Below are 25,893 nucleotides of genomic sequence, written 5' to 3'. Positions count from 1 at the left end.
GCGGCTGAGCGTACCCTAGGCTACGAGTTGCGTCGATTGGTGCGTCGATAATGGAGGAGGGCCGGTGGAAACTGATCTCACCGCTGCCTATGACCGGTGCCGTGAGCTGCACAAACGCCACGGCCGCACCTACTATCTCGCCACCCGCCTGCTTCCCGCGTGGAAACGACGACATGTGCACGCGCTCTACGGGTTCACGCGGTACGCGGACGAGATCGTGGACAGCACCGAGGACCTGCCGCCGGCCGAGCGGGCCGCTCTGCTGGACCGCTGGGCCAGCCAGTTCGTGGCCGGTCTGCACGGTGCGCCGGTCGACGACCCACTGTTGCCGGCGGTGCTGCACACGATCGCCGTCTTCGATCTCGACCGGGACGACTTTGCGTCGTTTCTGAAGAGCATGGCGATGGACCTGACCGTCACCGCTTACCCGACCTACGACCACCTGCTCGACTACATGGAAGGCTCGGCCGCGGTCATCGGCACCATGATGCTGCCGATCCTCGGCAGCTCCGACCCGGTGGCAGCGCGGGAGCCAGCCCGGCAACTCGGCTTCGCCTTCCAGCTCACCAACTTCATCCGGGACGTCGCCGAGGATCTCGACCGGGGCCGCACCTACCTGCCGGACGAGGACATGGCCAAGTTCGGGGTCACCCGCGAGGAGTTGGCCGAGGCCCGCGCCCGGGGCCGTGTCACCCCCCGGATCCGCGAGCTGATCGAGTACGAGGTGACCCGCGCCCAGGCGCACTACGCCGCCGCAGCACCGGGCATCACCATGTTGGCGCCCGCCTCGCAGGCCTGCATGCGCACCGCGTACGCCCTCTACGGCGGCATCCTCGACGAGGTTGCCGGGCAGGACTACGACGTCTTCGTCAAGCGGGCCCTGGTGCCGCAGCGGCAACGGATGGCGGTGGCCGCGCGGGCCCTGCTCACCTCGACGGGTACGCCGGTCGTCATCCCCGGGCCGACGATCGAGCCGGAGAGCCGGTGACCGCGAGTACGGCGATCGTGCTGTTCACCCGCGACCTGCGGGTGAACGACCACCCGGCGCTGGCCACCACGTGTGCGGCGTTCGATCGGGTGGTGCCGCTGTACGTGCTCGACCCGGCGCTGGCCGACCTCTCCGCCAACCGCACCCGCTTTCTGCACCAGGCCCTCGCCGACCTGCGCGACCAACTTCGTGAGCGTGGCGGCGACCTGGTGGTTCGGCACGGCGACCCGGTGTCCGAGACGATCCGGCTGGCCGGCGAGGTCGGTGCCACCGCCGTCGCGCTCTCGGCCGACGTCAGCCACTACGCCGGCCGCCGGGAGCGGCGACTACGCGCCGAGTGCGAGCGGCATCGGCTGCACCTGCGCCTGTTTCCCGGGTTGACGGTCGTCGAGCCGGGCGCGTTGCGCCCCGGTGGTGGCGGCGACCACTACCGGGTGTTCAGCCCGTACCACCGGGCCTGGGCGGCCAACCGGTGGCGCGATGAGCTGGCCGCACCTCAGCGGATCGCGTTGCCCGATCGGGTACGCGTGGGTCGGTTGCCGGCGCTGCCGACCGGCGACTCGCCCGACGCGGCCATCGGAGGCGAGCGGGTCGCCCGCCAACGGCTCACCGACTGGTTGCCCGAGCTGAACCGGTACGGCGATCAGCACGACGACATGGCCGGCGACGACACCTCCCGGCTCAGCCCGTACCTGCGCTTCGGCTGCGTGTCGCCGCTCGCGGTGGCGAACCGCGCCGGCGACCGGTCCAGCCCGTTCGTCCGGCAGCTCTGCTGGCGGGACTTCTACTACCAGGTCACCGCCGCCTTCCCGGAGATCTCGACAGCGGCGTACCGGCGGGGTGCCACCGAGCAGTGGCGCTACGACGACGACGCGTTGGCGGCCTGGGCCGAGGGACGCACCGGAATGCCGATCGTCGACGCCGGGATGCGGCAGATGCTGGCCCAGGGCTGGATGCACAACCGGGCCCGGCTGATCACCGCCGGCTACCTGACCAAGCACCTCGGGCAGGACTGGCGGTCCGGGGTCGCGGTCTTCTTCCGCTGGCTGCTCGACGGGGACGTGGCGAACAACTCCGGCAACTGGCAGTGGGTCGCCGGCACCGGCAACGACACGAAGCCCTACCGGGGGTTCAACCCGGTCCGGCAGGCCGAGCGGTACGACCCGGACGGCGACTACGTGCGCCGGTGGGTGCCGGAGCTGGCCGCGGTACAGGGCAAAGCCGTCCACCAGCCGTGGCGGCTGCCCGACGCCCTGCGCCAGACGCTCGACTACCCACCGCCCCTCTCGGTGCCCGGCACCGACCCCGTCTGGCTGCGCTGATCAGAGCACCGAGTGCAACACCTCGACCAGTTCGTCGACCCGGTCGTGCTCGGCGAGGTGCGCCGTGGCGTACGCGAAGGTGTAGCCGCGCTCGGGGTCGGCCCACGCGCTGCTGCCGCCGATGCCGCCCATGCCCCAGCTCCCGTCCGGCTCCCGTTGCATACCCAGCGTCCAGCGGGCGTCGCGATCCAGCACCAGGTCCGGCCCGTCGTACTGGATCCGGGTCGCCTCCGCCACCAGCTCCGGGCTGAACAGCCGAACCCCGTCCAGGACACCACCGGCCAGCAGGCCGGCGTAGAGCCGGGCCAGGCTCGCAGCGGTGGCGTGCAGGTTGACGGCCGGTATCTCGGCGCCCCGCCACAGCGGGCTGTTCAGCACGGCCAGGTCCAGCCCACCGGCCGGGTTGCCCAGCGCCCGCGCCCGCAACGAGCCCGGCTCACCGAGTGCCCGGGTCGGCCACCCCGGGTCGCCGTACCGCAGGTCCGCGCAGCGCGACTGGTCCGCCTCGGTCAGCCCGAAGCCGAGGTCGAGCTGCCACCGGTCGGCGATCTCCTCGGCCAGGAAACGGCCCACCGATCGCCCGTCGACGCGACGGACCACCTCACCAACCAGGTGCCCGTACGTCCAGGCGTGTTCCCCGGCGACACTGCCCGGTGCCCACTCGGGGTCGGCGGCGGCCAGGTCGCCGGTGAGCAGCGCCCAGTCGGCGATCGCGGCGGCCGGTCGGGGCACCGGGAAGGCCGGCAGCCCGGCGGTGTGCGACAACACCTGACGCACCGTGGCGGGAGTCTGGAACTGCGGCCAGTACCGGTCCACGGGCGCGTCGAGATCGACGGTTCCCCGGTCGACGAGCAGCAACAGGCAGAGCGCGGCCACCGGCTTGCCGACCGAGTAGACGTTCACCAGCGTGTCCGGCAGCCACGGTTCGCCGCCCGGCCCGTGGCCGCTGCGGGAGCCACCGGTCAGGTCCACGACCGGCTGCCCGTCGTACCAGATGGTCAGGGCGGCGCCGGTTTCCCGGCCGGAGGCGAGCAGGTCGTGGAAGCAGTCCCGGACCGGAGCGAAGCGTGCGTGCATCCGGCCACGGTAGGCGTCCGGGCCGGTGCGCGTGCCGACTTTTCCGCCGACCCCGGTGGTTGGGCTGGTGCCGCTGGGGGATGCTGTTCGGTGTGGCGGAACCGGAGCTGGTGGATGTGGTCGTGGTCGGGCTCGGGGTCGGCGGCGAGGAGGTGGCCGAGCGACTTGCCGAGGCCGGCTTGAGCGTGGTCGGCGTCGAACGGGATCTCGTCGGCGGGGAGTGCCCCTACTGGGGCTGCATCCCGAGCAAGATGATGATCAGAGCCGCCAACGCGCTCGCCGAGGCTCGCCGGGTCGACGGGCTCGCCGGGACGGCCCAGGTCCAGCCGGACTGGGCGCCGGTGGCGAAGCGGATCCGCGAGGAAGCCACCGACACCTGGGACGACACTGTCGCGGCGGAGCGGTTCGTCGGCAAGGGTGGGCGACTCGTGCGGGGCAGCGGTCGGCTCGACGGTCCACGCCGGGTCCGCGTCGGTGACCAGGTGTTCGAGGCTCGACACGGGGTGGTGCTGGGCACCGGCACCCGCCCGTCGGTGCCGCCGATCGACGGCTTGGCCGACACGCCGTACTGGACCAACCACCAGGCGATCGAGGTCGAGGAGCTGCCGGAGTCGCTGCTCGTGCTGGGTGGCGGCGCGATCGGCCTGGAGTTGGCGCAGGTCTTCGCCCGCTTCGGGGTGAGGGTCACAGTGGTCGAGGCGCTCGACCGGGTGCTGGCCATCGAGGAACCCGAAGCGTCCGAGGTAGCCGCCGCGGCGTTGCGCGCCGACGGCGTGGAGATCCACACGGGGGTACGCGCCGAACGGGTCGAGCACGACGGGACCGGATTCACTCTGCGCGGTGGCGGCGGCGCGGAGTTCACCGCCGAGCGGCTGCTGGTGGTGACCGGCCGCAAGGCCCACCTCGCCGAGCTGGGCCTGGACACGATCGGCCTGGACGCCAGCCAGCGTTACCTGCCGGTGGACGACCGTCTGCACGTCACCGACCACGTCTGGGCGGTCGGTGACATCACCGGCGAGGGTGCCTTCACGCACATCGCCATGTACCAGGCGGGCATCGTCATCGCCGACATCCTGGCCCGCGCCCGGCAGGCGAAAGCGGGCGCGGACGCCAGCGGCACCTCCAGCGTGGTCGGCGGAGCGATGGGCGCATCCAGCTCGCTGGCCGCCAGCGGGTCGAGCGGGTCGGCCGGCACCATCCCGCGAGCGGACTACCGCGCGCTGCCCCGGGTGACCTTCACCGATCCCGAGATCGGCGCGGTCGGGCTCACCGAGCAGCAGGCCCGCGAACGCGGCATCAACGTGCAGGTGGGTTTCACCAAGCTGAGCGGTTCGACGCGGGGCTGGATCCACCGGGTCGGCGACGACGGTTTCATCAAGGTCGTGGCGGACGCCGACCAGGGCGTGCTGATCGGCGCGACCTCGGCCGGCCCGGCCGGCGGCGAGGTGCTGTCCGCGCTGGTGGTGGCGGTGCACGCGGCGGTGCCGCTGAGTCAGCTCCGCCACATGATCTACGCGTACCCGACCTTTCACCGGGCCATCGAAAGCGCCTTACGCGACCTGTCCTGACCCCAGCCCCGCCGAAGGGCAGCAAGCGCAGCGCATTTTGCTGTTCATTTCTTTCATCAGGGTGACGTACCATTGCGGCCGTGACCAAGCGGTTGACTGAAGTTGCCAAGAAGGCGGGCGTCAGCGAGGCCACCGTCAGCCGGGTGCTCAACGGCCGCGACGGGGTCTCCGAGGCGACCCGCACCGCAGTGCTCACGGCGCTGGACGTGCTGGGTTACGAGCGGCCGACCAAGCTGCGCGGCGAGCGCGCCCGGCTGGTCGGGCTGGTGCTGCCCGAGTTGCAGAACCCGATCTTCCCGGCGCTGGCCGAGGTGGTCACCGGCACTCTCGCCCAGCGCGGCTACACCCCGGCGCTCTGTGCCCGCACCATCGGCGGGGTCTCCGAGATGGACTACGTGGAGATGCTTCTCGACCACCAGGTCTCCGGGGTGATCTTCGCTGGCGGTTCGTACGCGCTCACCGACGCCCGACATGACCACTACCGTCGGCTGACCGACCGTGGGCTCCCGGTCGTGCTGGTCAACGCCGGCGTGGACGAGTTGGGGTTCCCCCGGGTCTCCACCGACGACGCGGTGGCGGTGGAGCAGGCGTACGGGCACCTGCGCTCGCTCGGGCACGAACGCATCGGCATGGTGCTGGGCCCGGAGGGGCACGTTCCGTCCCAGCGCAAGCTCGACGCGATGACCCAGGCTGCCGGCTGGGACGAGGGCGGCGCCCAGTGCGTCGAGCGCTCCAGCTTCTCGTTGGAGGGCGCGCGGGTCGCCGCGACGAAGTTGGTCGAGCGGGGCGTCACCGGCATCATCTGCGCCAGCGACGTGCTCGCGCTGGGCACGATCCGGGCGGCCCGCCGGCTGGGCCGGTCGGTTCCGGCCGACGTGTCGGTGGTGGGTTACGACGACTCCGCCTTCATGACGTGCACCGACCCGCCGCTGACCACGGTGCGGCAGCCGATCGAGACGATGGGGCAGGCCGCCGTGGATCTGCTGGTCACCCAGATCGAGGGTGCCGGCGTCCTCCAGGACGAGCTGCTGTTCGAGCCGGAGCTGGTGGTGCGGGGTTCCACCGCGCCCGCCCCCGGCCGCTAGGCACCACACCGAACGACGCTTCGGCCGTCGACCGCCTCGCGCGGTCGGCGGCCGTTTTCGTCGTTGCCCGCCACGATCGGCATCGACCGGGCCGAATGACCGGTCATAGGCGATCAATAGCCAACAAGTCGGGCCTCTTTCAGCGGCTTGCCAACATCTGTCGTAACCACGTCGTGTCCTTTCGGAACAGTGTCGATACCTTGCCGAAATGAGTCGGCCTCGCTACAGTGACTCCACTCACACCTGGCTCCGACGCAGCTACTGGGCGTCAGGTCGTATCACCGCAGATCAGCGAAGGTCATTGGAGTCACCCGTTCCCGAAGGGATGGACAGATGTCCGTACCGCAATACCGAAAGGCTGCGGCGGTCGCGCTCGTGGCCGGCCTGGGGCTCAGCCTCACGGCGTGCTCCACGAAGAGCGACGACAAGGGCTCGAACGCCAGCGGCAAGGTCACCATCACCGTCGACTGCCAGCCGGTCGGCGCCCAGAAGGAGCTGCTGAAGAACTGGAACGACGACGTCGCCGAGTTCCAGAAGCAGAACCCGGACATCACCATCAAGAGCGTCAGCGTCGGCGAGCAGTGCAACAACCCGCCGGACTTCACCGCCCGCCTCGCCGGCGGCACCGTGACCGACGTGTTCTACGGCTACATGACCGATCTCCAGCAGGTGCTCGACTCCGGTCAGGCGATGGACATCAGCCAGTACGCCAACAAGGACAACGTCCCGACCTGGGACAGCGTCGACCCCGCTCTCAAGGAGGTCTTCACCGACGGCGGCAAGCTCTACGCCGTTCCGGTGAAGAACTACTCGATGGGTCTGGTCTACAACAAGGCCCTGTTCCAGCAGGCCGGGCTGGACGTGAACAGCCCGCCGAAGACCTGGGCCGAGGTCCGTGCCGCCGCCAAGAAGATCTCCGCGCTCGGCAACGGCATCGCCGGTTACTCGGAGTACAGCGCCGGCAACACCGGCGGCTGGCACTTCACCTCCCTGCTCTACTCGCAGGGCGGCACGGTGCTGAGCGAGGACGGCAAGAAGGCCGACTTCAACAACCCGATGGGCAAGCAGGTCCTGCAGAACCTCAAGGACATGCGGTACGGCGACAACAGCATGGGCGCCCGTCAGCTGCTCCAGTGGGGTGACCTGCTGACGAACGCCGGCGCGGGCAAGGTCGGCATGTTCATCGGCGCGCCGGACGCCACCCAGGCGATCGTCAGCCAGTTCCAGGGCAAGTTCCAGGACTGGGCGATGGCACCGCTGCCCGGCCAGGACGGCGCGGCCAAGGGGACGCTCGGCGGTGGCGAGGGCTACTTCTTCAAGAAGGACCTCACTCCCGAGCAGGTCAAGGCCGGTCTGAAGTGGGTCGCGTACCAGAAGCTCACCCCGGGCAAGGGCCAGTTCGACTACGTCCGGGCCAAGCCGCAGAACTACCCGGTGGGTCTGCCGCAGCCGCTGCTCTTCGCCAACGGCAGTGACGCGCAGAAGCAGGAGTTGGAGCTGCGTAAGGCGAACGCGAACGTCGACACGGCGAACTTCGCGCTCTTCGAGGCGACCCCGGTTCCGATCAAGGGTGAGCCGCGCAACGCCCAGGCCGTCTACGCGGTGCTCGACGCCGCGATGTCGGGTGTGCTGACCAACCCGAACTCGAACATCGACGCACTGCTCAAGACCGCCGAGGAGAAGGTCAACCAGCTCCTCGCCGCCGAGAGCTGACCGATCGTGTGGGGGCCGGTACGCCGACCCGGCCCCCACACTCCCCGCACCGCGCCGTCGACGTCACCGACTCACCCAGGAGTTGCCTTGGCGATCACCACCGTCCCGGAGACCCGCAGGAAACCGGGCCGCCCGCCGTCGCCGTACTCGGCGAGGCCGCAGCGCACCAGCCTCGGCCGCAAGGTACGGGACAACCTGACCGGTCACGCGTTCCTGATCGGGGCGGTGCTCTGCTTCGTCGTCTTCTCCTGGTACCCGATGATCCGCGGCATCGTGATGAGCTTCCAGCGGACCCGGCGCGGCGAGACCACCTGGGTGGGCTGGGACAACTACTCCCGCATCATCGCCGACCCGAGCTTCTGGACGGCCTGGCAGAACACCTTCTACTTCACGGTGCTCGCACTCGCTCTCGGTTACGTGGTGCCGTTCTTCGTGGCGATCCTGCTCAACGAACTCCGCCACGGCAAGGGGTACCTGCGGATCCTGGTCTACCTGCCGGTGATGCTGCCGCCGGCCTCCGCGCTGTTCCTCTTCAAGTTCTACGCGTACGACCCCAGCGAGGCGGGGCTCTTCAACGCGATCCTCAAGGCGCTGCACCTGCCCACCTCGCAGTGGATGCAGTCGCCCGAGATGACGATGCCGGCCATGGTGGTCGCGTCGACCTGGATGAACATGGGCGGCGCGGTGCTGATCTACCTGGCGTCGTTGCAGAACATCCCCGGTGAGCTCTACGAGGCCGCCGAGCTGGACGGCGCCGGGATCTGGCGGCGGATCGTGCACGTCACGATCCCGCAGACCCGGCTCATCCTCGCGCTCCTGGCGATGCTCCAGATCGTCGCCACGATGCAGCTCTTCATCGAGCCACTGATCCTCGCCAACGGTGCGGGCGCGGAGGACTCCGCGACCTCGGTGGCGTACCTCATCTACCAGCACGGGTTCTTCCAGAACGACCTCAACGGCGCCGCCGCGCTGGGCGTGATCATGCTCGTGGTGCTGGCCGGCTTCTCCGCCGTGTACGTGCGGCTGACTGCGAAACAGGACTAGGACGGCGAGGAATGGCACAGGATTCCGGAACCCGGACCCTCATCTCCCAGACCCAGATCAGCCGGGGGCGCGGCAAGGTCATCTACTGGACGCTGCTGGTCATCGTCGTGGCGGGGTTCACGCTGGTGTTCCTCGGCCCGCTCTACTGGATGGTCACCGGTGCGCTCAAGTCCGGCCAGGAGATCGCGCAGACCCCACCCTCGCTGTTCCCGAAGGATCCGCAGCCGCAGAACTACATCGACGCCTGGAACAACCTGGCCCTCGCCAAACTGCTGTTCAACACCTTCTACTACGCGATCGGCGCGGTGCTGTTCCAACTGGTCTTCGACAGCGCCGCGGCGTACTCGTTGTCCAAGCTCCGACCGATCTTCGGCAACGCGATCCTCGGCCTGATGCTGGCGACGTTGATGATCCCGGCGATGGTCCTCATCGTTCCGCAGTACGTGACGGTGCTCGACCTGCCGATCCTGCACATCAACCTGCTCGACTCGCCGTTCGCCATCTGGCTGCCGATGGTCGCCAACGCGTTCAACATCTTCCTGCTGAAGCGGTTCTTCGACTCGATCCCCGAGGAGCTGATGGCTGCTGCCCTCATGGACGGGGCGTCGTCGCTGCGTACGCTCTGGTCGATCATCCTGCCGCTGTCGCGTCCCATCCTCGGCGTCGTCTCGATCTTCGCCGTGACGGCGGTGTGGAAGGACTTCCTCTGGCCGAAGCTGGTCATGCCCTCGCCCGAGACCCGGACGGTGAGCGTCGGCATCTACACCTTCGCCGGCGGCACACCGATGAACGTGGTGATCGCCGCGTCGGTCATCGCGGCGATCCCGACGGTCATCATCTTCCTGATCTTCCAGCGGAACATCATGTCCGGTCTGACCACGGGCAGCATCAAGGGATAACCACCACCGCATCCTTCCGCGGCGAACAACGACCGTTCGCCCGACACATGACCAGGTCCGGCGAACCCGCCGACGTACTGACGCAGAAAGCAGGTGCTCGTGTCCACAGCTGACAGAAGTCCGTGGTGGCGTGGAGCCGTGATCTACCAGGTGTATCCCCGGAGCTTCGCCGACGGTAACGGCGACGGCATCGGAGACATCGCCGGCATCCGGTCCCGGCTGAACCACCTGTCCGCGCTCGGCGTCGACGCGATCTGGTTCAGCCCCTGGTACCCGTCCCCGATGGCGGACGCCGGCTACGACGTCTCCGACTACCGCGACATCGACCCGGTGTTCGGCTCCCTGGCCGAGGTGGAGGCGCTGATCGCGGAGGCGCACGCGCTGGGCATCCGAACCATCGTCGACGTGGTGCCCAACCACTGCTCCGACGCGCACCCCTGGTTCCAGGCCGCGCTCGCCGCCGGGCCCGGGGCACCCGAACGGGACCTGTTCTGGTTCCGGCCCGGCCGGGGCCCCAACGGCGACGAGCGACCCACCGACTGGGTCGGCGAGTTCGGCGGGCCGACCTGGACCCGCACCACCAACCCGGACGGCACCCCCGGCGACTGGTACCTGCACCTGTTCGCCCCGCAGCAGCCGGACTTCAACTGGGACCACCCCCGGGTGCGGGAGGAGTTCGAGGACATCCTGCGGTTCTGGTTCGACCGGGGCGTGGACGGCATCCGGATCGACTCGGCCGGGCTCCTGGTCAAGGACGGGACGCTGCCCGAGGTCCGCGAGGACGAGCCGCACCCGTTCCACGACCTCGACGGCGTGCACGACATCTACCGGGGCTGGCGTCGGGTCGCCGACGAGTACGCCGACCGGGCGCTGATCGGTGAAGTGTGGCTGCCGGACCGGCAGCGGTTCGCCAACTACCTGCGCCCGGACGAACTGCACGCCGCGTTCAACTTCGACTTCCTCGGCTGTGCCTGGGACGCCGCGGCGCTGCGGGAGAGCATCGACGGGACACTGAGCGCGCACGCGCCGGTCAACGCGCCGGCCACCTGGGTGCTCTCCAACCACGACGTCACCCGGCACGTCACCCGCTACGGCCGCGCGGACACCCGGTTCAGCTTCGCCGCCAAGCGCGAGGGCACCCCGACCGACCTGGAGCTGGGCACCCGTCGGGCCCGCGCCGCGGCGCTGCTCTCGCTGTCGCTGCCCGGTGCCGCCTACGTCTACCAGGGCGAGGAGTTGGGCCTCTACGAGGTCGAGGACATCCCGTACGCCATGCGGCAGGACCCGATGTGGGAGCGGTCCGGCCGGATCGACCCCGGTCGGGACGGCTGCCGCGTACCGCTGCCGTGGGGCGGGGACGAGCCGCCGTTCGAGTTCAGCCCCGACGGTGCCGCGGCGCCCTGGCTGCCGCAGCCGGCCGACTGGAAGGACCGGACAGCCAGCGCGCAGACCGGCGACTCGGCCTCGATGCTGGAGCTGTACCGGGCGGCGATCCAGGCCCGCAAGGCCGACCCGGCGCTCGGTGACGGTGAGCTGACCTGGCTGCCCGCCCCGGACGGAGTGTTGGCGTTCAGCCGTGGCGGTGGCTTCACCTGCCTGGTCAACCTGTCCGCCGTACCGGTGCCGATGCCAGCTCAGGGGGAGTTGCTGCTGGCCAGCGGGCCGCTCGACGACGGGTTGCTGCCGGCCGACACAGCGGTCTGGCTGCGTACCGCCGAATCCACCGACGGGCCGCGCGGGGCGGACGGCCCGGCCTGACCTGACTCTGCTCGCCGTGGTGCCGGCGGCCCGTCCCGGCCGCCGGCACCACGCCACCCAGGAAGGGAGCACCGAGGGGGACGCGCGACACCGCACCGACACGGGGGGATCTGGCCTGCCTGACGAAAGGGAGAGCGCAGCTCATGGCCAACCACACCACCGGCACCCCGCACCACCTTCGACACCCGACCAGGGCACTGTTGGCCGCCATCTCCGCCACCGTGCTCGCCGCCACCTCGGTGACCGTCCTCGCGGTCACCGGCACCGCGACCCCGGCCTCGGCGGCGGGGTTGTCCCCCTTCGACATCCCCAACCGGGGCGCCACCGTGCCGTTCATCGAGCACGAGGCGGAGAAGGTCGCCCACAACGGCACGAAGATCGGCCCGGACCGGCGCTACGGCACGCTGCCGTCCGAGGCGTCCGGTCGGGAGGCGGTCACCCTGGACGCCGTCGGTGAGTACGTCGAGTTCACCCTCACCGCCCCGGCCAACGCTGTCACCTTCCGTTACAGCCTGCCGGACAACTCGGCCGGCACCGGCCGGGATGCCACCATCGACCTGCGGGCCAACGGCAACCTGCTGAAGTCGGTCCCGGTGACGTCGAAGTACGGCTGGTACTACGGCGGCTACCCGTTCAACAACAACCCGGGTGACACCAACCCGCACCACTTCTACGACGAGACCCGGGCGCTGTTCGGCAGCACCCAGCCGGCCGGCACGAAGATCCGGCTCCAGGTCTCCTCGACCGCCCAGTCGCCCACGTTCACCATCGACCTGGCCGACTTCGAGCTGGTCGCGCCGATCGCCAAGCCCTCCGGTGTCATCGACGTGGTCACCGACTTCGGGGCCGATCCGAGCGGCGCGACCGACTCGACGGCGAAGTTCCAGGCGGCCGTCGACGCCGGCAAGGCGCAGGGCCGGGCGGTCTGGATCCCGACCGGCACCTTCACCCTCTGGGATCACGTGGTGGTCGACGGGGTGACTCTGCGCGGCGCGGGCCCCTGGTACTCGGTGCTCGGCGGCCGGCACCCCACCGAGCGGAACCGGTCCGTGGGCGTCTACGGCAAGTACGTCCCCGGTGGCGGCTACACCGGCCCGGTCCGGTCGCACGAGGCCAACGGGCCGAGCCGCAACGTCACGCTGCGGGACTTCGCCATCATCGGCGACATCCGTGAGCGGGTCGACGACGACCAGGTCAACGCCCTGGGCGGGGCGATGACCAACTCGGTGGTCGACAACCTCTGGCTGGAGAACACCAAGGTCGGGGCGTGGATGGACGGCCCGATGGACAACTTCACCATCCGCAACAGCCGGATCCTGGACCAGACCGCGGACGGGGTGAACTTCCACACCGGGGTGACGAACTCGACGGTGACGAACACGTTCGTCCGCAACACCGGTGACGACGCGTTGGCGATGTGGGCGCAGAGCGTGCCGAACGTCAACAACTCCTTCACCCGCAACACCATCGGGGTGACCCTGCTGGCGAACCACCTGGTCAGCTACGGCGGTCGGGACATCAAGATCACCGACAACGTGACCGCCGACTCGCTGACCAACGGCGGCGGCATCCACGTCGCGAACCGCTATCCGGGTGTGCAGGGCGACACCGCGGTCCGAGGCACCTGGACGATCGCCCGGAACACGTTGATCCGCAACGGCAACTCGGACTACAACTGGAACTTCGGCGTCGGGGCGATCTGGTTCTCCGCCCTGAACGAGTCGTTCCAGCAGGCCACCATCAACATCACCGACACCGACATCCTGGACAGCTCCTACGCGGCGCTGCACTGGATCGAGGGTCAGACCAGCGGCATCAACCTCTCCAACGTGCGGATCGACGGCGCCGGCACGTACGCGCTCCAGGTGCAGGCACCCAGCCAGGTGTCCTTCACCAACGTGCGGGCCACCAACATCGCGCAGAGCAACCCGATGCACAACTGCGTGGGCGGTGGCTTCCAGATCACCCAGGGCTCCGGAAACTCCGGCTGGTACACCCCGACCCCGTACTGCGGCCCGTGGCCCAACCCCCAGTGGGGCGGCGGACCCACCTCGCCGCCGCCCACCACCACCCCGCCCCCGACCACGACGCCCCCGACCACCCCACCGCCCACCACGCCGCCCCCGACCAGCGGGAACCTGGCGCTGGGCCGGTCGACGACCGCCACCAGCACCAACCAGAGCTACACGGCCGCCAACGTGGTGGACGGCAACGCGTCGACGTACTGGGAGAGCGCCAACAACGCCTTCCCCCAGTCGGTGACCATCGACCTGGGCGCGTCCCGGTCGGTCGACCGGGTGGCGCTCAAACTGCCCAGCGGTTGGGAGCAACGCACCCAGACCCTGTCGGTGCTCGGCTCCACCGACGGCTCGTTGTACAGCACCCTGGCGTCGTCCGGCGGTCGGGTCTTCGCCCCCGGCTCGGGCAACACGGTGTCGATCGGGCTGCCCTCGGGTGACCGCCGCTACATCCGCGTCACCGTCACCGGCAACAGCGGCTGGCCGGCCGCGCAACTCTCCGAGGTCGAGGTGTACGGCGGCACCCAGACCACCCCGCCGCCGACCACGCCGCCCCCGACCACCCCGCCCCCGACGACCCCGCCGCCGACCACGCCGCCGCCCAGCGGCAACCTGGCGGCCGGACGGTCGATCACCGAGACCAGCCACTCCGACGTGTACGCCGCCCCCAACGCGGTGGACGGCAACGCGAACACCTACTGGGAGAGCGCCAACAACGCGTTCCCGCAGTCGCTGACGGTGGACCTGGGCGCCGACCGGTCGGTGTCCCGGGTCGTGCTGAAGCTTCCACCCTCATCGGCCTGGCAGACGCGTACGCAGACGCTGGCGGTGCTCGGCTCCACGAACGGCTCGACCTTCAGCACGCTCAAGGCGTCCGCCGGCTACAGCTTCAACCCGGCCAGCGGCAACACGGTCACCGTGACCTTCACGGCGACCACCCAGCGGTACCTGCGGCTGACCGTCACCGGCAACAGCGGCTGGCCAGCCGGCCAGCTCAGCGAGTTCGAGGTCTACTCCAGCTAGGTCGGGTGCCCCCGCCCGGACCGGGCGGGGGCACCCGGTCCGGGCGTCCCGGCGCAACGCCGCGCCGGCCGTCCGACCCCGTCCCCATCCAGCACCGTCCCCCACCTGTCGCCCAACGACGGGCGTACCCCTGCACCCGTCACCGGGCAACGCACCCACACCCACCCCCGAAAGAGGTGTAGCGACCCCATGTCCAGTAACGGCACCAGACGAGGCACGCCGCCAACCGGCGCGCACAATCCCGTCTCCCGCACGGGCCACCGACGGCTGCTCGCCGGCGTACTCGCCGGCGTGCTCCTCGCCACCGCCCCGGTCGTCACCCCCATGGCGAGCGCGGCACCGGCGGCCGACCCGTCCGCAGCGGCCGCCCGCGTGGCCATGCTCGCCGGGCTCTCCGCCACCATGACCGCCAGCAGCTACAACCAGAACTACGTGGCGGGCAACGCCAACGACGGCAACGCCTCGACCTACTGGGAGAGCGCCAACAACGCGTTCCCGCAGTGGATCCAGGCCGACCTCGGCGCCACTGTCAGCGTGGACCGGGTGGTGCTCAAGCTGCCACCCGCATCGGACTGGCAGACCCGTACGCAGACGCTGTCGGTCCTGGGTTCGACGAACGGATCGTCCTTCACCACCCTGAAGGCGTCCGCCGGCTACACCTTCAACCCGAGCAGCGGCAACACCGCGACCGTCAGCTTCACCGCCGCCAGCACCCGCTACGTACGCGTACAGGTCACCGGCAACACCGGTTGGCCGGCCGCCCAGCTGTCCGAGGTCGAGGTGTACGGCGCCACCGGCAGCAACGACACCCAGGCCCCGAGTGCCCCCGGCAGCCTGGCCTACACCCAGCCGGCCAGCGGGCAGATCCGGCTCGCCTGGTCGGCGTCGACCGACAACGTCGGGGTGACCGGGTACGACGTCTACGCCAACGGCGCGTTGCGCGGCAGCGTCAACGGCTCGACCCTCACGTACACCGACAGCCAGCCGACCAGTGCCACGGTGTCGTACTACGTGCGGGCCAAGGACGCGGCCGGCAACCAGTCGTCGAACAGCAACACGGTGACCCGGACCGGCACCGGCAACCCGCCGACCGGCTCCAACCTGGCGATCGGCAAGCCGATCAGCGCCTCCGGGTTCGTGCACACGTTCGTGGCCACCAACGCCAACGACAACAACGTGGCCACCTACTGGGAGGGCAACGGCAACCCGAGCACGCTGACCGTGCAGCTCGGCGCGAACGCCACCCTCAGCCAGGTCGTCGTGAAGCTCAACCCGGACTCGGCGTGGGGCGCGCGTACCCAGAACATCACGGTGCTCGGCCGGGACCAGGGCTCGTCGAGCTTCACCACCCTGGTCGGCGCGGCGAACTACAGCTTCAACCCGGGCAGCGGCAACACGGTGACCATCCCGGTCTCCGGCGCGGCGGCCGACGTACGGCTCTCGATCGCCTCGAACACCGGTGCCCCGGCCGGCCAGGTGGCCGAGTTCCAGGTCTTCGGCACCCCGGCCCCGAACCCGGACCTGACCGTTACCGGCATGTCGTTCAGCCCGTCCGCACCGGTGGAGACCAGCACCATCACGCTCTCCGCGACGGTACGTAACGCGGGTTCGGCGGCCTCCGGCGCGACCAACGTCAACTTCTACCTGGGCTCCACCCGGGTGGGCACGGCCTCGGTCGGCGGTCTCGCGGCCGGTGCCTCGACCACCGTCAGCGCCAGCATCGGCACCCGGGACTCGGGCAGCTACCCGCTCAGCGCCAAGGTGGACGAGTCGAACACCGTCGTCGAGCAGGACGACACCAACAACAGCTACACCAACCCCAGCCCGCTGGTCGTCGCCGCGGTCGCCAGCTCCGACCTGGTCGCCTCGGCGGTCGCCTGGTCGCCGGGCAACCCGTCGGCCGGCAACACGGTCACCTTCTCGGTGTCCATCCGCAACGCCGGCAACCAGGCTTCCGCCTCCGGTGCGCACGGCATCACCCTGACCGTGCTCAACGAGTCCGGCACCGTGGTCCGTACCCTGACCGGCTCGTACTCCGGCGTGATCAACGCCGGTGCCACGGTCGGCCCGATCAGCCTGGGCACCTGGACCGCCGCGAACGGCAAGTACACCGTCCGGGTGGTGCTCGCCGTGGACGGCAACGAGCTGCCGGTGAAGCAGGCCAACAACACCAGTGACCGGCCGCTCTTCGTCGGTCGCGGTGCCAACATGCCGTACGACATGTACGAGGCCGAGGACGGCGTCGTCGGCGGCGGCGCGGCGGTCGTCGGGCCGAACCGGGAGATCGGCGACCTGGCCGGCGAGGCGTCCGGCCGACGGGCGGTGACCCTCAACTCGACCGGCAGCTACGTCGAGTTCACCACCCGGGCCAGCACCAACACGCTGGTCACCCGCTTCTCCATCCCGGACGCGCCGGGCGGCGGTGGGATCAACTCGACCCTGAACGTCTACGTCAACGGCACCTTCCACAAGGCCATCGACCTGACGTCCCGGTACGCCTGGCTCTACGGCAGCGAGGCCAGCCCGGGCAACTCCCCGAGCGCTGGCGGACCGCGGCACATCTACGACGAAGCCAACGTCATGCTCAACTCCACCGTCCCGGCCGGCAGCAAGATCCGTCTGCAGAAGGACCCGGCCAACACCACCACGTACGCGATCGACTTCATCAACACCGAGCAGGTCGCGCCGATCGCCAACCCGGATCCGGCGCGCTACACCACGCCGACCGGCTTCACCCACCAGGACGTGCAGAACGCCCTGGACCGGGTGCGGATGGACACCACCGGCAACCTGGTCGGGGTGTACCTGCCGGCGGGTAACTACTCCACCTCGTCGAAGTTCCAGGTGTACGGCAAGGCCGTCCAGGTGACCGGTGCCGGCCCCTGGTACACCCGGTTCAACGCGCCATCGGGCCAGGACAACACCGACATCGGCTTCCGGGCCGAGAACTCGGCGGCGAACTCCTCCTTCAAGAACTTCGCCTACTTCGGCAACTACACCTCCCGGATCGACGGTCCGGGCAAGGTGTTCGACTTCGCCAACGTGTCGAACATCGTGATCGACAACATCTGGAACGAGCACATGGTGTGCCTCTACTGGGGCGCGAACACCGACTACATGACGATCAAGAACTCCCGGATCCGGAACATGTTCGCCGACGGCATCAACATGACCAACGGGAGCACCAACAACCTGGTCAGCAACAACGACGCGCGGGCCACCGGCGACGACAGCTTCGCGCTGTTCTCGGCCATCGACGCGGGCGGCGCCGACATGAAGGACAACATCTACGAGAACCTGACCTCGACCCTGACCTGGCGGGCCGCCGGTGTCGCCGTGTACGGCGGCTACGGCAACACGTTCCGCAACATCTACATCGCGGACACCCTGGTCTACTCGGGCATCACCATCAGCTCGCTGGACTTCGGCTACCCGATGAACGGCTTCGGTGCCAACCCGCCGACCCGGTTCGAGAACATCTCGATCGTGCGGGCCGGTGGGCACTTCTGGGGCGGGCAGACCTTCCCGGCGATCTGGGTCTTCTCCGCCTCGAAGGTGTTCCAGGGCATCCGGGTCAGCGATGTCGACATCATCGATCCGACCTACAGCGGCATCATGTTCCAGACCAACTACGTCGGTGGGCAGCCGCAGAACCCGATCACCGACACGGTCTTCACGAACGTCTCGATCAGCGGCGCCCGCAAGAGCGGGGACGCCTACGACGCGAAGTCCGGCTACGCCATCTGGGCGAACCCCATGCCGGAGGCGGGGCAGGGGCCGGCCGTCGGGTCGGTCACCTTCAACAACCTCCGGTTGAGCAACAACGCGGTGGACATCCAGAACCCCACCTCGACGTTCACCATCATCCGCAACTGAGTCACCCGGTAGCCGACGCCGTCGGGGGGACCCACCCTCCCGGCGGCGTCGCGCCGTGTCGGCCCTCGCCCGCCGCGAACCGGGCCGCGCCGGCCAGCGCGTCGGTGGCCAGCGATTCCATCCCGTACGCCAACTCGGTCGCCAGCGCTTCCGGCTCCGGTCGTCCCGCGCCGGCCAGCAGCGCCGCCCGGTCGTTGCGCAGGCAGGTCTGCGGATGCCGGGCGATCGCCGCGGCCAGCTCCTCGGCCGCGGCCCGCGCCTGGCCGGGTGGCACCAACCGATTGACCAACCCCATCGAGTACGCCTCGTCGGCCGGCACCGGCCGGCCGGTGAGGATCAGGTCCATGGCCCGGCTCTCGCCGATCAACCGGGGCAGCCGGACTGTGCCACCGTCGATCAGCGGCACTCCCCAGCGGCGGCAGAAGACCCCGAGTGTCGCGTCGGACTCGGCGACCCGCAGGTCGCACCAGAGCGCCAGTTCCAGCCCGCCCGCCACCGCGTACCCGGAGATCGCCGCGACCACCGGTTTGCTGAGAGTCATCCGGGTCGGACCCATCGGGCCGTCCCCCTCGGGTTCGACCCGGTTGCCGCTCGGTGTGCCGATCGCCTTGAGGTCGGCGCCGGCGCAGAACGTCCCACCGGCGCCCCAGAGTACGGCCACCAACGCGTCCGGATCGGCCTCGAAGGCCCGGAACGCGTCCGCCAGCGCCCGAGCCGTAGGACCGTCGACGGCGTTCCGAGCGTCCGCCCGGTCCAGCACCACTGTGGTGACCGCCCCGACCCGCTCCACCCGCACACCCATCCCGCCAGCATGCCGGCCCGGCCCCACCCCCACAATCCCCGCCGATCTTGCACTTTGGGTTGTCGATCCGCCGCTTGTGCCCCGAATTCCGGGAGCACAAAGTGCAAGATCGGCGGCGTGGGTGATGCGGCAGGTTTGTCGCCGCTGGCCGGTTTGCGACGGCGATCGCCGGGAAGTCGGTACTCGTGCGAGCACTTCTGACGAAAGTTGAGCAGGACTCCCGGCTGGACCGCGCGGGTGACCGGTTGCAGAAGGTCGTCCTGGGCACGCTGCGTCCACGCCGGCTGCGCGACCTGCTGCACGGGGTGACCCTCGGGCATCCGCTGCACCCGGCGATGGTCCAGGTGCCGGTCGGCGCGTGGATCAGCGCCGCGGTGCTGGACCTCATGCCTGGGCAGCGCCGGCCCGCCACGGTGCTGGTCGGTCTGGGCACCGTCAGCGCGGTTCCGGCGGCCGTCGCCGGTCTGAACGACTGGGCGGCACTCGCCCGGGACCAGCGCCGGGTCGGCCTGGTGCATGCCGCCGCCAACACCGTCGGCATGACGCTCTACGCCGGCTCGCTGGCCGCCCGGCTGTCCGGCCGCCACGGAATGGGTCGCGCCCTCGGCTTTCTCGGGCTCTCCACGGTGAGCCTCGGCGCGTACATCGGGGGTCACCTGGCGTACAAGCAGGGGGCCCAGGTCAACCAGAGCGTCTCCGAGCTGCACCGGATGACCGATGGCTGGCACTCGCTGGCCGACATGGCGACGCTGCCGCAACGCACGCTGATCACCCGGGAGGTGGACGACGACATCTCGGTGATCCTCTACCGGCACGGTGACGAGGTGACCGTGATGCTGGAGCGCTGCCCGCACCAGAGCGGGCCGCTCGGCGAAGGTGAGGTGCAGGAGATCGACGGTCACGCCTGCGTGGTCTGCCCGTGGCACGGCAGCGCCTTCCGGCTCAACGGCGGCGAGGTCGTACAGGGTCCGTCCGGCAACGACCAGCAGACCCTGCCCACCCGGATCCAGAACGGCGTGCTCCAGACCCGTCTGCCCTGACCTCGATCGCGCTGGCCCGCCCGCGCCATGGTCTGTCCGCCCCATGGTCTGTCCGCGCCACGGTCCGGCGCTGGCCTGCCCGCGCTGTGGTCTGGCGCTGGCCTGCCCGCGCTGTGGTCTGGCGCTGCCCTGTCCGCGCTGTGGTCTGGCGCTGACCCACCCTCGCTGCGGCCTGGTCCGGGCGCATCCGGCGTCGGGTTGGCCGCACCTCACGCAGATGCTCCGCGCCCCAGGGCCTTACTTCTTTTACGCTGATGTCTGTGAGTCATCATGATGACCCAGGGTCATCAGGCTCTCCGAGATGTCGCCCCGGCCGCCCCGCCAGGGCGGCGTGACCAGACCGCCTCGGGCGTGACCGGCGCGACGTGGTGGAACCAGTCCAGCGTGGGGTGGCCAGCCGCGTCGCAGCGTGGCGCAGCCGCGTCGCTGCCCACGACGCCGCCTGCGCGCAGGGTCCGGCGGACACCGCCGACTGGGGTGGCCAGCCGCGTCGCAGGGGTGGCGTGCGGGCCGCTCAGGTGCGTCGGTGTCGGCCGACCGGCGGACCGTCCGGTACCGAGTCCAGGCCGTGCCCGCCGTCGAACAGCCCGCCCTCGCCGCCAGCACCGGCCCAGCCTTCGTCATCATCCCAGCGCTCGGGGCCGGCGGCCGTCATTCCGCTGCGGTGGGGTGCCGTGCCGCCGGAGAGTGCCATCCCGCTGCCCGGGAACGCCGTGCTGCCGGGGTAGGCCATTCCGCTGCCGGCGGGCGTCACCCCGCTGGCGGGCGCTATCCCGCTGGCGGACGTCACCCCACTGGCGGACGTCACCCCACTGGCAAAGGTCACCTGACTGGCGGGCGTCACCTCGTTGGCGGGGGTCACGCCGCTGGCGGACGTGACCCGACTGGCGGGCGTCACCGCACTACCGGCGGGTGCGACCCCGCTGCCGACATGCGTCGTTGCGCCGCCCCGCGGTGCGAAGTCGTTCCCGCTCGGTACCGCGCCGCCGTGCGGTGTCGCTGGGCCTTCAATGGCCGCGGCCGCCCGGCTGGCAGCCCAGGCTGCACCGCTCCCGGCCGCCCCACCACCGCTGCGCCGGCCCGCGCCACTGCCGTGCCCCGAGCCACTGCCGCCCTGGCCCGCGCCACTTCGGCCTGCGCCACTGCCGCCCTGGCCCGCGCCACTGCTTCGGCCCGAGCCACCGTTTCGGCCCGCGCCCGTACCGCTTCGGCCCGCGCCGCGGCGTGATGTGCGGGAGGACGTGGCCAGTCGGGGAGCCGCTCCGGCGGTGGCTGGACGGCGGCGCAGCCCCAGGACTGCGCCGATCTGGGCGCCGACGATGCTCGCCACGGCCAGCACGGCAGAGACCGCCAGCGGGCGGTTCACCCGATCGGCGGGACCGACCCGGGCGGCACCGACTGTCATCGCCGGTGGTTGGCCCGCTGACTCCGTACCGCTGGTTGGTGCCGGGGCCACCCGCGGCGGTGCGGCCCGCTCGGGCGCCGGCCGGGGCGCGGGCGGCTTCGGTGCCGCGGCCCTGTCGACGAGCCGACCGGTGGCGTGCTGCCGGGACCCCTGGTCGGCGGCCTCCGTGGGCAGTCGGAGCAGTTGGCCGGGGCGGATCCGGTCCGGGTCGTCGATCCTGTTCAGCTTGGCGAGCTGTCGGTAGTCGTCGAACTCGTCCAGGTACCGTTCGGCCACCTCCCCGAGGTAGTCGCCTCGCGCCACCCGGTACACCGGCGCGGCCTCGTCGTTCGCCGCCGAGGCACCGGGTGCGGCCAGCCCCGTCCCGGCCAGGCCGAGCAGGCCGGCCCGAGCCACCGGCGCTGCCGTGTCCGGTGTCGTCGCGGCTCGGGTGGGCGCGGCCAAGGTGGTGACGGACGTCGCGCTCGGACTGGCGTACACCGGCGTGTTGTAGATGGCCGCGGCGCTGGCGGCGGCCGGGCTGGCGACCAGGATCAGCGCGACCGAGCCGACCAGCGCGGCGGCGGCCTTCTGCTGGCGGCCCATCCCGGGCAGCTTCGGCGCCGGCCGGCGCAGGGTCTGTGCGCCCAACTCGACGAGGACGGAGAAGGCGAACGTGGCCCAGCCGAACCACCCGGCCAGGGCCATCGCCCGCAGGAAGAGCTGGCCGTCGTCCCGGCTGGTCAGCGCGGTGCCCACCTCGCTGATCGTGGGTAGGTGATCAGGCAGCGGGTTACCGGCGAAGGCCAGCAGCGCGATCGGCGCGCCGACCAGCAGCACCAGGAGCACGACCAGCGCGCCGATGCCGGTGAGGATCCGTCCGGTCCGCCGTACGACGGAACCACCCGATACGGGCATGGCTGCCTTCCTTCCTACGGTGTTGCGGTGATGGCACGCGCGGTCGCCTCGCCGGTGACGGTGACCGTCTTCTCCTGGACGAACGGCCCGATCATGGAGCGTTGGTAGGTGATGGAGACGGTCACCCGGATCAGGGTCTCCCCGTCGACATCGGGGAAGTTCACGGTGTGGCCCGCGGTCTTCACGGCGGTCAGGTAGTCGGCCACCGCCTTGCGCGCCTCCGGCTCGTCGATCCGCTTCGGCCCGCCCTCGATGGCGGTGGCGCGGTCGATGGCCTGACCGCCGGCCCGGGCCGCCTCGGCGGCCAGGTTCTGGGCGTGTTGCAGGGTGCGGAGCTGCCCGGCGGCGTCGAAGGAGAGGCCGATGATGGCCAGTACGCCGATCATCGTCACAGCGAGGAAGATGCTCACCCGGCCGTGCTCACCGGCCCGCGGGGGCCCGGCAGCCGAGGCGGTGGCCGCCGTCATTGCCGACTCCGGTATCGGTCGAGCGGGGAGGTGAACTCCGCGGTGATCAGCCGATCAGTCTTCATTCCGGGCAGGATGCCGAGCGTGATGTCCTTGAAGGACACCAGGCAGCTGATCCTCACCGTCACAGTGGCGTTCGAACCGACCGAGCTGCTGAAGGCCTCGTCAAAGCTGGAGGCGTTGCCGGGCGACCTGCCGGTGAACGTCGGGTCCAGGTCGTTGGCGCAGGCCAGGCCGTGCCAGTCCAGCTGATCCTGGGCGGCTTTCAGCGCATTCTCGCGGGCGGTGTCGGCATTCCGGGAGATCGAGGCGGCCCGGGCGGCGTCGTGCGCGGCGGTCTGGAGCGTCTCCGCTGCCACGGCGCTGCGCCCGACCACACCGGCCAGCACCATCAGCGCGATGAACGCGGGCGCGAGGACCGCCACCTCGATGGAGACCGAGCCCCGCTCGGCGGTACGGGTCATGGCGGTGTCACCCTCTCCACCGTTCCGTGGGCGGTCTGCTGTATCGCGAAGTCCACGCCCGGCACCACGGACAGGGATCGGCCGCTGACCGTGCAGGTCACGTCGGTCGTGGTGGTCACGCACGTCGGCCCGGCCTTCTCCCAGCCCACCAGCCAGCCGCCGGCGCCCTTCAGGAAGCGGGAGGCGCTCTCCACCCCGGCACCGTTGCCCGCCTGGTACGTCCGCTGCGCGTTGACGCCACTCTGGGCGGCGTTCAACGCGGTGGAGCGGGCAAGGAAGACGGCCGCGACCTGGATCGAGGCGAAGAGAAGCACCAGGATCAACGGCATCATCACGGCGAGTTCCACCGGGTTGGCGCCCCGCTCGCGGTCGCCGCCCGCGAGGCGGCGCCGGGCGGCGGTGACCGCTCGGCTCCACCTCGGGTACGCGGCTCGACGCATCCCGGCTACTTCGGGACCGTGTAGTTCGGGATGCCGTTCATCCAGCCCCTGGCCTTGGTCAGAGCCAGAGCGGTGATGGCCATGGCGACGGCGACCAGGCCGGCGATGATCACTGCGGTGGGCACCGGGCTGTCGCCGCGCTCACCATCGCGGCGCAGTTCGGCCAGGCGCGTCGTCACCACGACGTGCAGGTAGCTGAGGATGGACATGGCGTTCTCCTTCAGGGGGCGGGGTCACACACGGGCGATGAACGGATAGAGGACGAACCCGAGCAGCACGAAGACGAGCAGCGCGCCCGGGATGTCGAGCTTGCTGGTGATCCCCTCGGCGCGGGCCAGGTTGTCGGTGCGGATCTGGTCGCGCAACGAGTCCGCCCGGCTGCGCAGCGTCTCGTGCACCTGCGCGCCCTCACTGCCGGAGGAACGCATGATCGCGCCGACGTCGCCCAACTCGGGAATGCCGATCTTGTCGGCCAGGTCGCGCAGCTCGTCCCAGGGCGCGTGCATCTGCATCTGGGCGATCCGCAGCGACTCCTGGAGTCGGTCGAACACCCAGCCGTCGCAGACCGCCGCCGCCCGCTCCAGCGACTGCACCGGCCCGTGCGCGGCGGAGAGCTGCAACGCCACCAGGTCGAGGTAGGTGCAGACGGCCTGGCGGAACTCGTCGCGGGCGGCGGCAGCCTTGGTCAGTACGGCGCGGTGCGCCAGCAGGGCGGCCAGCAACGCCAGGCCGAGGCTGCCCAGCACCGGCACCACCAGTGGGAACGAGACGCCGAGCGCCCACAGCATCACCCCGAGCAGAGTCGGTGTGGCCAGCCCGATCAGCGCGGACAGCAGCACCGACAAGGCGTACTGCTCGGGCGTCTGACCGATCAGGGCGAGCTGCATCTGCGGCGGCCGCATCCAGCGGGACATCCCGGTCAGCCAGTCGAGTCGCCGGGACGCGGGCGTGGACACCCGGCCGGTGCCCGGCGGCTGATGCAGCCGGCGCAGCGCGGGCCCGAGCGCCGGTGTCGCCGGCACCAGCTCCCGGACCACCAGGAACACACCCAGACCGACCCCGGCGCCACCGCAGACCGCGAGGACGAACTGCCAGTTCACGATCACGCGATCACCTCGCTCGGGTCGGGCGCCGGCAGGAACCGGGCCGGCCGTTGCGGCTGGCTCATCGACCGCACCCAGGCCAGCAGGCCGATGAAGGCGGCGCCGAGGGCGGCCATCACCAGCTGACCCACCGGGGTGCCGTACGGCCTGATGTACTCGGTGTTGATCAGCCCGTACGCCAGGGTCGCCAGCGTCATCCCGGTGAGGAAGCGGACCGCGAACCGGGGCTGGGTGCGCTTGGCCTCGATCTCCCGCCGGGTGGCCACCTCCGCGGACGCCGCGCCGGCGATGGAGCTGAGCACGTCACCCAGCCGCTCACCCCGGTCCGACAGGTGCAGGATCAGCGCCGCCACCACCTGGTCGCAGACCGGGTCGGCGATCTCGTCGGCGAACGCCAACAGGGCGGAGCGGGCCATCCAGCCGGCCTGGAGGCGGGCCGCGAGCAGCCGTACCTCGTCCTCGATGCCGGGTGGCACGCTGCCGATGGTGCCGATGATCGCCTGCTGGAGGCCCTGCCCGGTGCCGGAGACGTCCTTGAGTCGGCGGGTCCACTCGCCGACCGCCTCGATCCGGGCGATGGCCCGCTGTTCGGCCTTGCCGACTCCGAACAGCCACGGGGTGCCGGGTACCGCCACCGCCACCAGCAGGCCCACCACCGGCAACCCGGTCAGCAGGAACGCCAATGCGCCGGCGGCCAGCGCGGCGGCCAGCAGCGCCTGGTAGGCGCGATGCTCGGTCGGTGTGTTGCCCGGCCCGCGCCACAGCCGGCTCAGCCCCGGCCCGCGGCCCGGCCGTCGTCCCGCGGGTCGACGGGTGCCGACCAGGGCGACCACGGCCAGCAGCAGCCCGGCCACACAGGCCGCGCCGGAGACCACCGCGATCAACTCCAGGCTGTCGAACATCA

At 70.6% G+C, this 25,893-nt stretch carries 19 protein-coding genes and 1 pseudogene; 11 read left to right on the top strand and 9 right to left on the bottom strand.

What is annotated here, in order from left to right:
* The first annotated feature begins 64 nt into the window (after positions 1–64).
* Together AB0877_RS02830 and AB0877_RS02825 are read left to right on the top strand one after the other, a co-directional pair.
* Entirely contained in the window at positions 65–988 is a 924-nt protein-coding gene (locus AB0877_RS02830; protein WP_366606008.1) for a phytoene/squalene synthase family protein, read from the top strand.
* Complete coding sequence (locus AB0877_RS02825) at positions 985–2,310, top strand: deoxyribodipyrimidine photo-lyase (protein ID WP_366606006.1); 1,326 nt, start codon at positions 985–987, stop codon at positions 2,308–2,310. Before AB0877_RS02830 ends, AB0877_RS02825 begins: the two co-directional genes overlap by 4 nt.
* Here the strand turns inward: AB0877_RS02825 and AB0877_RS02820 are convergent, their stop codons facing one another.
* A complete protein-coding gene (locus AB0877_RS02820; RefSeq protein ID WP_366606004.1) occupies positions 2,311–3,387 on the bottom strand; it encodes a serine hydrolase domain-containing protein in 1,077 nt (358 codons plus the stop codon).
* 92 nt (positions 3,388–3,479) lie between these two features.
* Here AB0877_RS02820 and AB0877_RS02815 point away from each other — a divergent pair, with 92 nt between their 5' ends.
* The 8 genes from AB0877_RS02815 to AB0877_RS02780 all read left to right on the top strand — a co-directional run bounded on the left by AB0877_RS02815 (position 3,480) and on the right by AB0877_RS02780 (position 18,371).
* A complete protein-coding gene (locus tag AB0877_RS02815; RefSeq protein ID WP_366606002.1) occupies positions 3,480–4,955 on the top strand; it encodes an FAD-dependent oxidoreductase in 1,476 nt (491 codons plus the stop codon).
* Between the two features lie 80 nt (positions 4,956–5,035).
* Positions 5,036–6,040 (top strand): LacI family DNA-binding transcriptional regulator, encoded by a 1,005-nt coding sequence (locus tag AB0877_RS02810; protein WP_366606000.1) that lies wholly within the window; start codon positions 5,036–5,038, stop codon positions 6,038–6,040.
* Positions 6,041–6,373: 333 nt separating this feature from the next.
* Positions 6,374–7,753, top strand: coding sequence for an extracellular solute-binding protein (locus AB0877_RS02805; protein WP_366605998.1), 1,380 nt, complete (start codon positions 6,374–6,376; stop codon positions 7,751–7,753).
* Between the two features lie 87 nt (positions 7,754–7,840).
* The gene (locus AB0877_RS02800) at positions 7,841–8,797 is read left to right on the top strand and encodes a sugar ABC transporter permease (protein WP_366605996.1); all 957 of its coding nucleotides are present in this window, start codon (positions 7,841–7,843) and stop codon (positions 8,795–8,797) included.
* An 11-nt stretch (positions 8,798–8,808) separates the two neighbouring features.
* The gene (locus tag AB0877_RS02795; protein ID WP_366605994.1) at positions 8,809–9,696 is read left to right on the top strand and encodes a carbohydrate ABC transporter permease; all 888 of its coding nucleotides are present in this window, start codon (positions 8,809–8,811) and stop codon (positions 9,694–9,696) included.
* A 138-nt stretch (positions 9,697–9,834) separates the two neighbouring features.
* On the top strand, positions 9,835–11,454 hold the full coding sequence (locus tag AB0877_RS02790) for a glycoside hydrolase family 13 protein (protein WP_366605992.1): 1,620 nt from the start codon (positions 9,835–9,837) through the stop codon (positions 11,452–11,454).
* 143 nt (positions 11,455–11,597) lie between these two features.
* Positions 11,598–14,495, top strand: a complete 2,898-nt coding sequence (locus AB0877_RS02785; RefSeq protein ID WP_366605990.1) for a discoidin domain-containing protein — start codon at positions 11,598–11,600, stop codon at positions 14,493–14,495.
* A 189-nt stretch (positions 14,496–14,684) separates the two neighbouring features.
* The gene (locus AB0877_RS02780; RefSeq protein WP_366605988.1) at positions 14,685–18,371 is read left to right on the top strand and encodes a discoidin domain-containing protein; all 3,687 of its coding nucleotides are present in this window, start codon (positions 14,685–14,687) and stop codon (positions 18,369–18,371) included.
* 1 nt (position 18,372) lies between these two features.
* On the opposite strand, the gene AB0877_RS02775 is transcribed toward AB0877_RS02780, so the two are convergent.
* Positions 18,373–19,173 carry a crotonase/enoyl-CoA hydratase family protein gene (locus tag AB0877_RS02775; RefSeq protein WP_366605986.1) on the bottom strand — a complete coding sequence of 267 codons (801 nt, stop codon included), beginning with the start codon at positions 19,171–19,173 and terminating at the stop codon, positions 18,373–18,375.
* Positions 19,174–19,358: 185 nt separating this feature from the next.
* Here AB0877_RS02775 and AB0877_RS02770 point away from each other — a divergent pair, with 185 nt between their 5' ends.
* Complete coding sequence (locus AB0877_RS02770) at positions 19,359–20,213, top strand: Rieske 2Fe-2S domain-containing protein (RefSeq protein ID WP_366605985.1); 855 nt, start codon at positions 19,359–19,361, stop codon at positions 20,211–20,213.
* A 1,267-nt stretch (positions 20,214–21,480) separates the two neighbouring features.
* Here the strand turns inward: AB0877_RS02770 and AB0877_RS02765 are convergent.
* The 7 genes and pseudogenes from AB0877_RS02765 to AB0877_RS02735 form a co-directional block, all read right to left on the bottom strand.
* Positions 21,481–22,515, bottom strand: a pseudogene (locus tag AB0877_RS02765) (LysM domain-containing protein); the annotation flags it as partial.
* A 14-nt stretch (positions 22,516–22,529) separates the two neighbouring features.
* On the bottom strand, positions 22,530–22,982 hold the full coding sequence (locus AB0877_RS02760) for a pilus assembly protein TadG-related protein (RefSeq protein ID WP_366605983.1): 453 nt from the start codon (positions 22,980–22,982) through the stop codon (positions 22,530–22,532).
* Complete coding sequence (locus AB0877_RS02755; RefSeq protein WP_366605981.1) at positions 22,979–23,446, bottom strand: TadE/TadG family type IV pilus assembly protein; 468 nt, start codon at positions 23,444–23,446, stop codon at positions 22,979–22,981. The genes AB0877_RS02760 and AB0877_RS02755 overlap by 4 nt, the downstream gene beginning before the upstream one ends.
* Complete coding sequence (locus tag AB0877_RS02750; protein WP_366605979.1) at positions 23,443–23,886, bottom strand: TadE family protein; 444 nt, start codon at positions 23,884–23,886, stop codon at positions 23,443–23,445. Before AB0877_RS02750 ends, AB0877_RS02755 begins: the two co-directional genes overlap by 4 nt.
* A gap of 5 nt (positions 23,887–23,891) precedes the next feature.
* Positions 23,892–24,095, bottom strand: a complete 204-nt coding sequence (locus AB0877_RS02745; protein ID WP_366605977.1) for a hypothetical protein — start codon at positions 24,093–24,095, stop codon at positions 23,892–23,894.
* 24 nt (positions 24,096–24,119) lie between these two features.
* Positions 24,120–24,992: a type II secretion system F family protein gene (locus AB0877_RS02740; protein WP_366605976.1), complete on the bottom strand. Its 873-nt coding sequence runs from the start codon at positions 24,990–24,992 to the stop codon at positions 24,120–24,122.
* On the bottom strand, positions 24,989–25,891 hold the full coding sequence (locus tag AB0877_RS02735) for a type II secretion system F family protein (RefSeq protein WP_366605974.1): 903 nt from the start codon (positions 25,889–25,891) through the stop codon (positions 24,989–24,991). Before AB0877_RS02735 ends, AB0877_RS02740 begins: the two co-directional genes overlap by 4 nt.
* Between the last annotated feature and the right edge of the window lie 2 nt (positions 25,892–25,893).

The sequence above is a fragment of the Micromonospora sp. NPDC047644 genome (assembly GCF_040704315.1).
Classification (GTDB): Bacteria; Actinomycetota; Actinomycetes; order Mycobacteriales; family Micromonosporaceae; genus Micromonospora.
This window is presented reverse-complemented; position numbering and strand designations above follow the sequence as displayed.

Bases quoted from the DNA above. Each gene is read 5' to 3' on its own strand.
- AB0877_RS02735 (WP_366605974.1), bottom strand. From the start codon at position 25,891: ATGTTCGACAGCCTGGAGTTGATCGCGGTGGTCTCCGGCGCGGCCTGT.
- AB0877_RS02820 (WP_366606004.1), bottom strand. From the start codon at position 3,387: ATGCACGCACGCTTCGCTCCGGTCCGGGACTGCTTCCACGACCTGCTC.
- AB0877_RS02795 (WP_366605994.1), top strand. From the start codon at position 8,809: ATGGCACAGGATTCCGGAACCCGGACCCTCATCTCCCAGACCCAGATC.
- AB0877_RS02805 (WP_366605998.1), top strand. From the start codon at position 6,374: ATGTCCGTACCGCAATACCGAAAGGCTGCGGCGGTCGCGCTCGTGGCC.
- AB0877_RS02760 (WP_366605983.1), bottom strand. From the start codon at position 22,982: ATGACGGCGGCCACCGCCTCGGCTGCCGGGCCCCCGCGGGCCGGTGAG.
- AB0877_RS02755 (WP_366605981.1), bottom strand. From the start codon at position 23,446: ATGACCCGTACCGCCGAGCGGGGCTCGGTCTCCATCGAGGTGGCGGTC.
- AB0877_RS02750 (WP_366605979.1), bottom strand. From the start codon at position 23,886: ATGCGTCGAGCCGCGTACCCGAGGTGGAGCCGAGCGGTCACCGCCGCC.
- AB0877_RS02780 (WP_366605988.1), top strand. From the start codon at position 14,685: ATGTCCAGTAACGGCACCAGACGAGGCACGCCGCCAACCGGCGCGCAC.
- AB0877_RS02785 (WP_366605990.1), top strand. From the start codon at position 11,598: ATGGCCAACCACACCACCGGCACCCCGCACCACCTTCGACACCCGACC.
- AB0877_RS02745 (WP_366605977.1), bottom strand. From the start codon at position 24,095: ATGTCCATCCTCAGCTACCTGCACGTCGTGGTGACGACGCGCCTGGCC.
- AB0877_RS02775 (WP_366605986.1), bottom strand. From the start codon at position 19,173: ATGGGTGTGCGGGTGGAGCGGGTCGGGGCGGTCACCACAGTGGTGCTG.